Genomic DNA, 14,568 nt, shown 5'->3' with positions numbered 1-14,568 from the left:
CCACTAACTTATTACCTTCTCCAAGTTGGATTAAAGGTATTTTCATGATTAAAACTTAAAGTTATAAGTTACAGCTGGAACGAAAGAACCGATAATAGACAACTGAACTGCCTCTGTTTGGGCAGGGTTCGTTTCGTTTGGACGGGTGTAAATCGAGAATGGATTACGACGATTATATAGATTGTAAATCGAGAATACCCACTCAGATTCGCCTTTTCCAAATAAAGCTTTTTTGTTTTTCTTGGTAGCCGAAACGTCTAAACGGTGGTATGCTGGAACTCTGAAATTACCACGTGTACCTGCTGGAATATATGGATAAACTTGCCCTTCAACCACAAACTGCTGTTCGGGTAAGGTGTATGGTACCCCTGTGATATAGGCGAAGTTTGCTCCGAATGACCATTTTTTGTTGATTTCGTACTGAGCCAACATATTCAATGTATGAGTACGGTCATAACGACTGAAGTACCAGTTTCCATTGTTAAGGGCATCTATTTTCTTCTCCGAACGTTGTAGCGTGTAGCTAATCCAACCTGTCAACTTACCACGATTTTTCTTCACAAATAGCTCAAGTCCGTATGCACGACCTTTTCCAAACAATAAATCCTTTTCGAAATAAGGATTCAAAAATAAATTGGCGCGGTCAGCATAGTCAATTTGATTCTGCATCTCTTTGTAAAAAACCTCCGCTGAAGCTTCATACATATTGTCTCCAAAGTTTTGGAAATAGCCTAATGCAACTTGATCTGCCACTTGTGGTTTAATGTTATTCGTACTTGATGTCCATACGTCCAAAGGCGTAGACGCCGCTGTGTTAGACATTAAGTGAACATATTGTGCCAAACGGTTGTAACTAGCCTTGATTGAGCTGTTGTCACCCGTGTTGTAGTTCATAGAGAAACGTGGCTCTAGATTTTGGTAAGTCTGGATTGTTTTTCCTTTTGTATTCGGGATATATGTCAAATCATATCCTGAAGGGAAATCAGCACTTACACCTACATATTTTCTCTGATAGTAAAAGTCTTCTTGGCTCGAGTAGTCATATCTTGAAAAACGTAAGCCATACTGCACTGAGAATTTTGGTGAAATTTTCCATTCATCACCCACATAAATAGAAGACTCAATACCATTTTTACGTTCTTGACCAAACGAACGTGATTCTCCTTCTGAGGTTGCTGTAGCTGCGCCAGGTTTGAAATTATACGTTAATACTTGCCCACCAAAAGTAAGAGTATTATTTGGAGAGATATAATACGTAAAATCTGGCTTAATACTTAAATTAGTAATATTAGAAGACCATTTAAAAGCATTATTAGGACGCTTATTTTTCAAGTCGGAATCTAAGGCATAGTCGTAGTTACTATAAAATGCCGTAGTATTCAAGAATAACTTATCGCTAAATACATGGTTCCAACGACCAGAAAGCGTACTGTTACCCCAGTTAAAACCAAAATCTTGTCCAAAAACATCACGTCCAAAATAGCCTGAAAGGAAAACCGTATTTTTATTGTCGATATTATAGTTGACTTTAGCCGTTAAGTCATAAAAGTTAAAACTCGAACCAGCATTGTTTCCTGTGAGGAATGGTTTAGCTAAAATATCGATATAAGAACGACGAGCCGCTACAATAAAAGAGGCTTTATCTTTAACAATTGGAGCTTCGATAGATAAGCGGCTAAAAATGACACCAATACCACCATTGATTTCCAACTCTTTGGCATTACCTTCCTTCATTTTTACATCCAGAATCGAAGATGCGCGACCGCCATATTGCGCTGGAACACCCCCTTTGATGAGTTTTACGTCTTTTACAGCGTCGGGATTAAACACCGAAAAGAAACCAAATAAGTGTGATGAGTTATAAACTGGAGCATCATCCAATAAAATTAAGTTTTGGTCGACACCACCTCCACGCACGTTGAAGCCCGAAGCTCCTTCACCGACTGTTGTAACGCCTGGCAAAAACTGAATCGCACGTACTAAGTCTACCTCACCTAAAAGTGCAGGGATTTTCTTAATGGTTTTCATTTCGACCTTGTTCACCGACATTTCCATCGATTTCACGTTGTCATCTTCTCTTTTTGCTTTTACAACAACTTCTTCTAGTTCTTGTCCATCCTCTTGTAGTTCAAGATTAAGGCTTAAGCTTTGTTCTGTGAGTTTAATTTCACGGATACTTTTACGGTATCCTACCGAGCTTACCACTAAAGTATAGTTTCCTTTTGGTACTGTGAGTGAGTAAAAACCATACGTATTGGTGGTAGTACCCGTCATAAGTTCTTTTACAAAAACAGAAGCGCCGATAAGACCTTCTCCGTTTTTAACGTCCTTGATATAACCGCTGACAGTTAATTTTTGATTTTGTGCCTGTAGGCAAAGAGGAAATAATAAGAGGACTACCCAAATGTTTCTTAAAAATGCATTCATGGATAAGTGTTTAAGTGATTGATTGTGTAAAGAAAGTAACATAAAGAACGGATAAAAGTTTTTATGTTCAATTCAATGAAAGTGTGATTTATGGTTCAAAATTATACTAAAATGTATTGATTATGATAGAATAACTACCAAAAAGTAATTTTGTTTTCTGTTTTCGAATTTTTTTTCAAATAATAATTTTCAACCCTTCTTTATTTTTGACAAGCTAAAAACACAATGCCCCTATAGAAACCGTATTTATATATTTATTTTCCGAAAACATAATATTGAAATAATTTTATAGGTAAAATATTGCCGATTTTTATTTTTTAAAATAACAGGCTTAAAATACGAGCACCTAAAAATCGTATTTTTAAAAAATCACTAGAAAAATATTACTGATTAAATAAGGGGTAAAGTGTCTTTTAGAGAGATATTTGAGGGTTTTATGAAAAATATTTTAAAAATTTTAATGATTCGGTAATATAATACTTATTAAAATTTTTTATTTAATATTTTGTTTCTATATTTGTCATGAAATAAGTAATATATTATCAAGTAATATGAACTTCGAACAATTAGGCCACATAATCAGAGAAAGACGCAATGAACTTTCCTACAGTCAAGAAGTGCTGAGCGATAAGAGCGATGTTGCTATCAAGACAATTCATTCAATTGAACTTGGCAAAGCCAACCCATCGCTTAAGACCCTCGACAAGGTACTTGGTGTATTAGGACTGGAGCTAATTGTAGTAAGCAAAAAAGATTAAGAAGAACTATTCCCAATTTTCATATAAAAATATTTAAGTACGAAAACCAACCACGGCATCAAGTCGTGCAGCATAAACAACTATGGAACAGGCCATCAGCTACGAACGTATCCCTACAAAAATTTACGCAAACTCAGACGAAGCTTCTCGCTCAGTAGCGTTAGAAATTGCTTCCATCATCCGCCAAAAAGCTGGTGAAGGCAAACCTGCTGTGTTAGGTTTAGCCACTGGATCGTCTCCTAAAAAAGTGTATAAAGAATTAATTCGTATGCACAAAGAGGAGGGTTTGAGCTTCCAAAATGTAGTGACATACAACCTTGATGAATACTACCCAATGGAACCTGATGCAGTACAAAGTTATGTACGCTTCATGCGCGAGCAATTGTTTGACCATGTGGATATTCCGTCAGGCAACTGGCACTTACCTGATGGTACATTGCCATTAGAAAAGGTAGCAGATTTTTGTCGTGACTACGAAGAGCAAATCGAGCGCTATGGTGGTTTGGATTTTCAGTTGTTGGGTATTGGTCGTAACGGTCACATTGGTTTCAACGAGCCAGGGTCATTGGTAAATTCAAAAACTCGTTTGATGACACTCGACCTTACTACTCGTATCGATGCTGCTGGTGATTTTGGTGGTTTGGCAAAGGTTTCGAAAAAAGCCATTACCATGGGTATCAACAAAATTATGGAAGCGAAGCGCGTAATTTTGTTGGCATGGGGTGAGCACAAAGCCGAAAACGTAGCTCGTGCAGTAGAAGGTTCAGTATCTGCTGATGTACCCGCTTCTTACTTACAGCACCATACCAATGCAGCTTTTGTATTGGATAATTCGGCTGCTTCTCAATTGACTCGCATCCGTACTCCATGGATGGTGGATGCCGTAACATGGGATCGTCCAATGGTGAAAAAAGCCGTTACTCACTTGGCTTTACAAGTAGGCAAACCTGTATTGAAGTTGACAAACTCAGACTATAACGAAAATGGTTTATCTGATTTGTTAGCATTGTATGGTCAGGCTTATGATATTAACATCGAAGTATTCAACTATTTACAACATACTATCACAGGTTGGCCAGGTGGTAAGCCAAACGCCGACGACTCTAACCGTCCTGAGCGTGCTTACCCAGCTAAGAAACGTGTGATTATTTTCTCTCCACACCCAGACGACGATATCATCTCAATGGGTGGTACCTTCCAACGTTTGCATGACCAAGGTCACGATGTACACGTAGCGTACCAAACTTCGGGTAATATTGCAGTGGCAGATGACGAGGCGCTTCGTTTTGCGGAATTTGTGGTTGACTTTAACGAGAAATTTGAAGCAAACAATCCAAAAGCAAATCGTATCTATCGTGAAGCGGTGAAATTCTTGAAAAACAAGAAGGATTCGGAAGTAGATACTTCGGAGGTACGTTACATCAAAGGGTTGATTCGTAGAGGAGAAGCTAAAAATACTTGTCGTTATGTAGGTATTCCAAAAGAGAATGTACATTTCTTGGATATGCCATTCTACGAAACAGGTAAAGTGCAGAAAAACCCAATTGGTGAAGCTGACGTTCAAATCGTAATGGATTTGATTGAAGAAGTTAAGCCTCATCAAATTTATGCAGCTGGTGACTTGGCTGACCCACATGGTACTCACAAAGTATGTTTGGATGCCATCATGGACGCTGTAACACGTTTGAAACACCGCGAATACATGAATAGCTGTTGGGTATGGTTATACAAAGGCGCTTGGCAAGAGTGGGACATCGACCAAATCGAAATGGCGGTTCCAATGTCACCAGACCAAGTATTGAAGAAACGTTATGGTATCTTCAAACACCAATCACAAAAAGATGGTGTGCCGTTCCAAGGAACAGACTCACGCGAATTCTGGCAAAGAGCTGAAGACCGTAATGCGAGTACAGCAGAGTTGTACAACAAGTTAGGTCTAGCAGAATATGAAGCAATGGAAGCTTTTGTACGTTGGAAATTCTAATAAGAAAAAGCTTGGCGTCAGCGCCAAGCTTTATAAGTTATTGAGGGTGCAAAAGAGAGTTTCTTGAAAAGAGTTTCTTTATTGAGCATCCGAATTTGGAAAAAGGAATTGATTATAGTGTTTGATTATCAGGCCTTGCGCCTGTGAATTTAGCCGTCGAACTTTGTTTGACGGCTACTTTGTTTTTAATAGCCTAACACATTGGTATATTTGTCCAAGTTTGAACTATTAGCTATATTGTTGACTAAAATATATATTGAATCTATGGAAAACTTTAGAATAGAAAGTTTAGAAATAAGTCAAGTTGGAGTGTTTAATAATTTAAAAATAGATTTTCCTGAGAAAAAAAATGCAGGATTAGCAGAGATACATATTCTTACGGGGGAGAATGGAACAGGGAAAACTACAATATTAGAAATGCTAGCGGAGTTGGGTTCTTACAGAATTTCAAAACTTAAACATGGGTCATCTTTGATAGAAAAGCTCAACATTAGCGAAAGTTCATTTCAAATTAAAAGTAATTACACAGATTACAAGTTAGTTATAACTCAAAAAAACTATAATAAATCAGGAGAGATAAATAAAGTAGGAGTAAGTCTTAACAAGGTTCTTACTAGGGGAGGAAAATTTTCATTTGCTATTTTTTCTTATTCTGGATATAGAAGAACCTCAAAAAGTACTGAAGTAAACTCAAGAGCAGATATTCCATACAGTCAAATATTGGAAGATTCAACCAGTTTTGACAAATCTATTAATACTGAAAAATTTTCAAACTGGATAGGTTCAATTTTGATAAAAGAGGCTCTTTTAAAAACAACCAATGAGATAGATAAATCTTTGGAGTACAGACGATACATATCAGTCATAGAAGAGGTATTATTTCAAATCACAGGTCAAAACTTTAGCTTTTATCTAAATCCTGAAACCATGTATCTAAATATGGTTCATGACGAGCAACGTATCGGATTAGATACATTGCCAGATGGAGTCAAAAGTATTGTCTCGTGGGTTGGTGATTTGATTATGCGAATGAGCCAAATGCGATGGATTGATGATTTGGATATTTTTGATAGAAGCTTTATTTTATTGCTCGACGAAATAGAAGTTCATTTACATCCAGCTTGGCAACGTAAAATATTACCAGTGATTCAAAAACTTTTTAAAAATGCGCAAATATTCATTTCTACACATTCACCTTTTGTCGTAGGATCAGTGGATGGAGCATGGATTTATAAATTTAAAAGAAATGATAATTTTGTAATTTTAGATGGGTTACCAACTTTATCAGAGGATGCAAAAAGTGTTAGGCGTATTCTGGATGAGGTTTTTGATGTAAAGCAACAATATGGTGTTTCTGTTGAAGAAGACCTCCAAAAGTTTAGAGAGATACGAAATAGAATTTTAAAAGGGGAATCTTATAATCTCCAAGAATTTAGAGATTTAACAAATAGCTTAGCGAGTCAGAGCACAGAGCTTTCACACTTATTAGGAAGTGAAATCAATCAACTTCAACGAATTTTAAATAAAGAGGTATTCTAACACTTATGCGTAAATTTCTTAGAGTAAATAGCCCTATAATTTTATTAGAAAACTATTCAGCTGCTATTCCTAAGCCTAGGTGGCAAGTATATGGAGAAAGGTATGCAGAACGAAGAGCAATTAATAAATCATTCGAATTTACTTGGCCTCAATATCAGAGAAAACCACTGAATCAACTTCTGATGTCTTCCTTGATTCAGCAAACAGACTCACACTGTTCTTATTGTGACGCTTATCCTCTCATGAGTGCTGATAATACAATTGACCACTTTAAGCCAAAGTCAAAGTATCCTATAGAAGTCTGTAAATGGGAGAATTTATACGTTGTTTGTGCTCACTGCCAAAAAGAAAAAGGAGTAAATTATGACGAAAAGCTTCTTCGACCTGATGAACAAGGATACGATTTTTATCATTACTTCTATTATGATTTTACTACTCATGAAATAAAAATATTATGGGGTTTACCTGAAGAAGAAGCACAACGAGCAGAAACAACCTTACAAATAATGAACTTTAATCATCCTGCTATGAAAGAAAGTCGACGTTTGTCGTATGAAGGTTTTGCAGACAGACCTGATTTTCCACCTAACCATAAAACTCATAGATTTATGTTTGAATAGCAAAATGGAAGATTATTAGTTACACCAGCCTACACTCAATTGTATAACTTCTTTTATTTTTGAATCATCTGAGTATATCTGAATTTAAAAAAGCTCTTGTTCTTAGCGTGTTTATTCACCAATTTTCAGAAATTATCAATTCTATTTTTATCCCCATGAAAAAAATCCTATTTACTTTGTTGACTTGTTGTGGCATGAGTCCAATATTTGCTCAACAAAAAGCTCCTTCACCTGTCTTACCTGGCGCTTTTGCCGATCCGCACGTAGCTGTTTTTAATGGCAAATATTATATCTATCCAACTACCGATGGATTTGAAGGCTGGTCATCTGACTATTTTACGGTATGGTCTTCAAAAGATATGAAGAAATGGAAAAAAGAAGGGACAATTCTTGACTTCAAAAAAGACCTTACTTGGGCACAAAAACGTGCTTGGGCACCCGCAATTGCTTTCAAAAACAATAAATACTACTTCTATTTTTCGGCAGATACCAACATCGGTGTAGCGGTGTCTGACAAGCCAACCGGACCTTTCAAGGATGCACTTGGCAAACCTTTGATTACAAAAGGACAATACCAAGCGCAGATTATTGACCCAATGGTCTTTGTAGATGACGATGGACAAGCCTATATCTATTTTGGACAGGGGAGATGTTATATCGCCAAGTTGAATCCAGATATGATTTCGATTAATGAAGCATCAATCGTTTCTTACAAGCCTGAAGGTTATAATGAAGGTTCTTTTTTGATTAAACGAAAAGGGAAATACTACTTGATGTGGTCAGAATACGACACCCGTGACCCACGTTATTCGGTAGCTTATGGCGTTTCGGATTCACCAATGGGGCCTTTTGTGAAAGCTCAAAATAATCCAATTCTAAAAGGGCATGATGAGGTAAAAGGCGCTGGTCATCACTCGGTAGTACAAGTACCAGGCAAAGATGAATGGTATATTGTTTATCACCGTTTTATCATTCCTAACGGAAATGGATATAACAGAGAAACTTGTATTTCGCCGATGAGATTTGATGCAGAAGGCAACATCTTACCTGTAGAGGTTTACGAGAAAAAATAAAAATACACGATAGGGCTTAGGCTATGAGTCATCGCTAATTGCGTGATTAGTTTAATTGTAGAGACGCAATGCTTTGCGTCTTTAGCAGAATAGTATCAAAAAAGCGGTCGGAAAACAATTTCCGACCGCTTTTTTGATAAAAATGGGAGACTCATCCTAATCCCGACATTCGGGATGAATCATATGTATATTTTTAGTACCTACAAGCCGAAAGCACAAGGTAAAGAGTTTTAACATTTTATAGATATGTTTTTGCCGAAAGCGTATTGCTGAAAGTCGAAAACCCATTCTTTAGCATACAACTTAAGGCCTAAAGCCTATTGCACATAACACACCTTATTTAAAAAAACCTTTTGCTATCAAGTAGGGGATAATCAACCAAAGAAGCCCTTTGATGAGAAAAAAAAGAAAACCTGCCAAGCCCAATTTCTTGAGCCAAGATTGAAATTTATTAGGATTTTGAGGTGATTGATTCATTTTTGTATGGGCAATTTCTTTAATGTATTAGGATGCTTTGGGCACAATGCTTACGGATTGATTGAAACACCTCTTTTAAGATGTACTATAAAAACGATTTTTGGGGCTATTTAATTTCTTACCTACTAAATTCTAATTCTCTTCCTATTTCGCCTCAAGCTAACTCTACAACGCAAAATACTGAAAAAAGGGTCAATTATTCTTACTTTGGCATAAATTTGGCGCAAGTATTTCTGGTTTATGAGTAATACTTTTCACACTATGCTGTAACCAATATTTCAATTCCAACTCATTTATTTTCAATCCGCTGATGGCAAAATCTAAAACTTCTAAAACCAAAATTCAACCCGTCTCCGAGCCTAAAGAAGCCCCTAAAATTAGGTCTGAAGTCATTTCAATTTTTGATAAAATTTCTGACTTGCAAGGGTTTGGCTTATTATGGGGCTGTGTGCTTCTGATTTCGGTTATCTTGTTTAAAGACTATCTTTTTCACAAAAAGTATTTCCTTTTTCTCGATCTCGGTGCCGATTCTATCAATATCATTTACACCAACTTGATGCATTATGCCGATTATATCAAGTCGGAGGGCATTCCCGCTTGGTCATTTAAGGCAGGAATGGGACAAAACATCAATCCATTTTGGTTAGATCCAATTGCAACTACTGTCTTGTTTTTATTTGGAAAAGAAAACATTGCTGGTAGTTTAGTATTGGTGGTAGTGATAGAGATATTTTTAGCAGCTACGTTCTTTTATGCCTTTTTACAAAGCCTTCATTTACATAAGTTTGCCTCAATAATAGGGGCATTAAGCTATGCTTTTTGTGGCTATTTGATTGTTTGTAGTACGTGGGATTTAAACAAATATCCTACCGAAGTATATCAAGCAGCGTTCTTACTTTTTGCTTTGGAACAATGGATAGGGAAAAGTAAATGGTATTTTTTCCCGTTGAGTATCGCCCTGATTGCTATTCATCAGCCTTTTTATTTGTACTTGTACGGAGTATTGATTTTGATATATGCTTTGGTGCGTCATTTTGAAGATGCTTCAAAGCCTGTATCTCAACTGTTGTGGCAACTGCTCGGTTTGATAGGATTCGGTATTTTGGGCTTGGCTTTGGCTGGTTTTATTTTACCAAGTAATATTTATCAAATTATCGAAAGTCCACGTGTGGCTGGAGGCGTATCTTACTTTGATACTCTTTCGGCGGCTTCCCCATTCGATATGTCGGATGGCGTACAGACGGCCTCGGCATTCCTACGCTTTTTCTCAAATGACCTTTTAGGTACAGGTTCGGATTATCGAGGATGGCAAAACTATATGGAGGCACCTGTTTTATACTGTGGCATTTTGACTCTGGTGGCTGCACCACAGGCATTTGCCTTAGCCAATCGCCGACAGACAATTATTTATGGTGCTATCACCTTCGCTTGTTTTCTGATACTGACTTTTCCCTATTTTCGATATGCTTTCTGGTTGTTTTCGGGTGATTACTATCGCACAGCAGGCTTTTTTATCGTAATATTCTTATTGTTTTTGGCATATCGTGGTATTTCCCAAATTGTACAAAAATCAGAAATCAACCTTGTGGTATTGGGTGCAACTTTGGTGGTTTTACTTTTTGCATTGTACGCGCCGTATGAAATTCCTAAAGAAAATATCAATAGCCGTTTGCGTACTTTGGTGAGCTTTTTTGTGATTTTGCAAGCGGGTATTTTGTATTTGTTGAGTCGTTCTTCGTTAAAAAATATTGCTCAAATCGGAGCTTTAGTATTGGTTATAGGAGAAATATTATTTTTGGATAATCCCGCACTCAATCGTCGTAATGCAGCATCTGTTTCGGAGTACAAGGACAAAAGTTCGTTGTTTGAAGATGCCACCAACGAAGCGGTAGCTCGCCTCAAAAAATCTGATACATCTTTTTATCGAATAGATAAGGATTACGCCTCAAGTCCTGCGATTTTTGCTGGGCTCAATGATGCCAAACTACAAGATTACTATGGGACTTCGTGTTATTCCTCGTTCAACCAAGTTAATTATGTCCGCTTTTTATTAGGTATGGGCTTAGTCAAAAAAGGGGACGAATTTAGCACACGATGGGTAAATGGTCTAGGAGGAAATACCTTACTAGAAAGTGTAAATGCTGTGAAATATGTTTTGATTAAAAATCCAACCATGGATTTGCGTCCGCAGGGTTTTACCCCAATTGATACGGTGGGAGAGGTGAAGATATTGAAAAACAATAATGCTTTGCCTTTAGCATATACTTATAACCAATTTGCAGATGAGAAGACATTTGAACAACTTTCGCCATTTGCTAGACAAAAAGTATTATTGCACGCCTGTGTTTTGAGTCAAGAAAAAGGAAAAGAATTAGGCTTGTCACTCTATCAACAAGCAGATACGACGAGCACATTGAATGGTGTAGAATATAACGATGCCATTGCTGCCAGAAAAGCTACTCCTTTTACAATGACTAAATTTTCGGATAATCATATCGAAGGAAACATCAAGTTGCAAACGCCACAATTATTGTATTGGAGTATTCCGTTTGATATTGGTTGGAAAGCTTTGGTAGATGGAAAAGAACAGAAGATAGAGCAAGTGAGCTTTGGTTTTATGGGTATTCCATTATCAGCAGGAAACCATCAGGTAGTACTTCAATATGAAGCGCCTTATGTGAGTATGGGTACAAAAGTTGCCCTAGTAGCGTGGTTGCTATATCTCGTAGGTTTAGTTTTCTTTTTGATACAGCAAAGAAAACTTATTTAGTGATTTGTGATTGAGCGAATGAGTGATTATTTTAATAAGTATATTAACAATAGAAATGTAAGTAAAAGGAAGTATTAAATTAATAATATATCTCTGACTCACTTTGGTAGTATATACCAATAACTGATATACAGTTAACTATTAACTTCTTTAAAATAATCACTCAATCACTAAATAACTTAAGCAAGCAAATCAGCTATGGCTTTTTCTACTTTTTCAAAGCCAAATTTCTGTTTTACTTCTTCCATCATTGCTGTAATTTCTACTGTACAGAGGTTACCAATACTTCCTTCGTGTGAATGTTGTAAATTACGATTTGGGTGGTATTCTCCTGAGTTGATTTCGTTTCCGATAATTTTGTAAGCTTCTCTAAAAGGTACACCTTGTAATACCAATTCGTTAACTCTTTCTACTGAAAACAATAAATCATACTTTGAATCGTCCAAGATACCTTCTTTAACTTGAATACCTGAAAGCATAAAATGTGTCATATCTAAGCAACTCAAAATTTCGTCGAAAGCAGGCATTAATACTTCTTTCAAAATCTGCATTTCACGGTGGTATCCAGAAGGCAAGTTGCTCATTACGAGCATGATATCATTTGGTAATCCTTTTAGCCTATTGGTTTTTCCACGAAGCAATTCTGCTACATCAGGGTTTTTCTTATGAGGCATAATAGAGCTACCTGTTGTCATTTCGTCAGGAAGTTTGATAAAGCCAAAGTTCTGAGAATTGTACAAACAGATATCCATTGCCAAACGAGATAAAGTTGAGGCAATTTGAGCAATAGCAGTTACCGCAAATAGTTCGGTTTTTCCTCTCGACATTTGAGCATATACTACGTTGTAATGCAAATGGTTAAAACCTAACAACTGCGTTGTCATGGTACGATTCAGGGGAAAAGAAGAACCATATCCAGCACCCGAACCAAGTGGATTTTTGTTGGCTAATTGATAGGCCGTTTGCAACATTTCCATGTCGTCAACCAAACCTTCGGCATAAGCCCCAAACCACAAACCAAACGACGATGGCATCGCAATTTGCAAGTGAGTATAGCCTGGTAACAAAACACTTTTGAAACGCTCACTAAGTTCAGTCAACAAGTCAAATAAGCGGAAAGTTGATTCTGCTAATTCTTGCAAACGTGCTCTGGTGAAAAGCTTTAAATCCACCAAAACTTGATCGTTACGTGAGCGACCAGAGTGGATTTTTTTTCCAGCTTCGCCCAATTGACGAGTAAGCATCAATTCTACTTGCGAGTGAACATCCTCGATACCCTCTTCGATAACAAATTCACCGTTTTGGATACCTTGATAAATATTTTTCAATTCAGATTGTACCTGAGCCAATTCATCAGCTTCGAGTAAGCCAATGCTTTCGAGCATACGTGTATGTGCCAAGGAGCCTAATACATCGAACTCCGCTAATAATAGGTCAAACTCAGGGTCGCGACCTACAGTAAATTTTTCTATTTTCTCGTTAACAGAAGTATTATCTTTTTGCCAAAGCTTACTCATTTTGAATCTTGAGTTTTAAGTGTTGGAATGGGGAATTAGTGAATTGTGAATGAGTGAGTTGTAAATTGTGAATGAGTGATTTTTAAATTGAAAATTTTATTAGGGAGGCTCAGATGCCTAATTTTGGTATTAATACAATTTTGGCTTCCATTGGACTAAACAATAACCAATTGGTCTAATTCACAATTCACTCATTCACAACTCACTCATTCACTCATTACAATGGTTTGTTTCAACATTTTGATGTACAAATCAATACCTTCTTCTATTTCAGAAAGGTAGATGAATTCATCGGCTGTGTGTGAGCGTTCAGAGTGTCCAGGACCTAGTTTTAGTGATTGACATGATAAAACCGCTTGGTCTGAAGTAGTTGGCGAACCGTAGGTTTCACGCCCTAATGCCAACCCTGCTTGAACAATTGGATGCTCCATTGGAATCGACGAAGGCTTCAATCGAATAGAACGAGGAATAGCCTCTGATTCAATATTTTGACGAATGGTTTCTAATATTTCCTCTAAAGTATATTGCTCCGTTACACGACAGTCAATGGTAAAAGTGCAGCTATCTGGCACTACATTATGCTGCTTACCTGCATTGATGACCGTTACCGACATTTTGATAGGACCAAGTACTGGCGAAACTTTCGGAAACTGATAGTTTTTAATCCATTCAATATCTTTGATGGCTTTATAAATAGCATTATCGCCTTCTTCACGAGCAGCATGTCCAGCTTTCCCGTGGGCAATACAATCTACTACCATCAAACCTTTTTCGGCAATAGCCAAGTGCATTTGTGTAGGTTCGCCTACGATAGCAAAATCTATTTCAGGCAAATCATTATCCTTAAGAAGTAATTCCAACCCATTTACGCCAGAAATTTCTTCTTCGGCAGATGCCACAAACAAGACATTATATTTGAGGTCGCTGCGATGATAGAAATAACAAAACGTTGCTAAAAGACTTACCAAACATCCACCTGCATCGTTGCTTCCCAAACCAAATAATTTTCCTTCTTGAACTACAGGTTCAAAAGGGTCGAGTGTCCATTTGGGATTGGGCTTTACAGTATCATGATGGGAATTGAGTAATACGGTAGGAAGTTCGGGATTAAAATGCTGATTACGAGCCCACAGGTTATTGATTTTTCTTCTAAAAGGAATATTTCTTTCTCTGAAAAACTCTTCAAGAATATCGCCTGTTTTATCCTCTTCACGACTAAATGATTGCGTAGCAATCAATTGTTTTAACAACCCAATAGCATCTTGGGTCAATTGTTCTTGTAGGGTCATTGGAATCAGCCCGTTTGAGATAAAAATAAAAATTTTGGGTCGAAATTATCATGAACACTTTTGTTAAGCAAACATCAAACAAAAGAATTCAGAAATGTGCCGACTTTTGAGCTA

General features: G+C 37.1%; 9 protein-coding genes. 6 read left to right on the top strand and 3 right to left on the bottom strand.

From position 1 onward, the window contains the following. Positions 1–48: 48 nt before the first annotated feature. Positions 49–2,427, bottom strand: coding sequence for a TonB-dependent receptor (locus QM481_RS03590; RefSeq protein ID WP_283325978.1), 2,379 nt, complete (start codon positions 2,425–2,427; stop codon positions 49–51). 551 nt (positions 2,428–2,978) lie between these two features. Between QM481_RS03590 and QM481_RS03585 the strand changes: the two genes are divergently transcribed. The 6 genes from QM481_RS03585 to QM481_RS03560 all read left to right on the top strand — a co-directional run bounded on the left by QM481_RS03585 (position 2,979) and on the right by QM481_RS03560 (position 11,648). Beyond that, on the top strand, positions 2,979–3,185 hold the full coding sequence (locus QM481_RS03585; RefSeq protein ID WP_095160250.1) for a helix-turn-helix transcriptional regulator: 207 nt from the start codon (positions 2,979–2,981) through the stop codon (positions 3,183–3,185). An 82-nt stretch (positions 3,186–3,267) separates the two neighbouring features. Then, positions 3,268–5,169, top strand: coding sequence for a glucosamine-6-phosphate deaminase (nagB, locus tag QM481_RS03580; RefSeq protein WP_283380680.1), 1,902 nt, complete (start codon positions 3,268–3,270; stop codon positions 5,167–5,169). Positions 5,170–5,433: 264 nt separating this feature from the next. Next, positions 5,434–6,708: an AAA family ATPase gene (locus QM481_RS03575; RefSeq protein WP_283380679.1), complete on the top strand. Its 1,275-nt coding sequence runs from the start codon at positions 5,434–5,436 to the stop codon at positions 6,706–6,708. A gap of 5 nt (positions 6,709–6,713) precedes the next feature. After that, the gene (locus QM481_RS03570) at positions 6,714–7,328 is read left to right on the top strand and encodes an HNH endonuclease family protein (protein WP_283380678.1); all 615 of its coding nucleotides are present in this window, start codon (positions 6,714–6,716) and stop codon (positions 7,326–7,328) included. A 155-nt stretch (positions 7,329–7,483) separates the two neighbouring features. Beyond that, on the top strand, positions 7,484–8,401 hold the full coding sequence (locus QM481_RS03565; protein WP_283380677.1) for a family 43 glycosylhydrolase: 918 nt from the start codon (positions 7,484–7,486) through the stop codon (positions 8,399–8,401). Between the two features lie 787 nt (positions 8,402–9,188). Next, the gene (locus tag QM481_RS03560; protein WP_283380676.1) at positions 9,189–11,648 is read left to right on the top strand and encodes a YfhO family protein; all 2,460 of its coding nucleotides are present in this window, start codon (positions 9,189–9,191) and stop codon (positions 11,646–11,648) included. A 179-nt stretch (positions 11,649–11,827) separates the two neighbouring features. Here QM481_RS03560 and argH read toward each other — a convergent pair whose 3' ends face one another. Both argH and QM481_RS03550 read right to left on the bottom strand, forming a co-directional pair. After that, entirely contained in the window at positions 11,828–13,165 is a 1,338-nt protein-coding gene (argH, locus tag QM481_RS03555; protein WP_283380675.1) for an argininosuccinate lyase, read from the bottom strand. A gap of 206 nt (positions 13,166–13,371) precedes the next feature. Continuing rightward, entirely contained in the window at positions 13,372–14,454 is a 1,083-nt protein-coding gene (locus QM481_RS03550; RefSeq protein WP_283380674.1) for a M20 family metallo-hydrolase, read from the bottom strand. Between the last annotated feature and the right edge of the window lie 114 nt (positions 14,455–14,568).

Origin of the sequence: Flectobacillus rivi (assembly GCF_030056655.1) — a bacterium.
In the GTDB taxonomy this organism is placed as follows: domain Bacteria; phylum Bacteroidota; class Bacteroidia; order Cytophagales; family Spirosomataceae; genus Flectobacillus; species Flectobacillus rivi.
The sequence above is the reverse complement of the archived record's forward strand: the minus strand, read 5'-3'. Positions and strand labels throughout refer to the sequence as shown.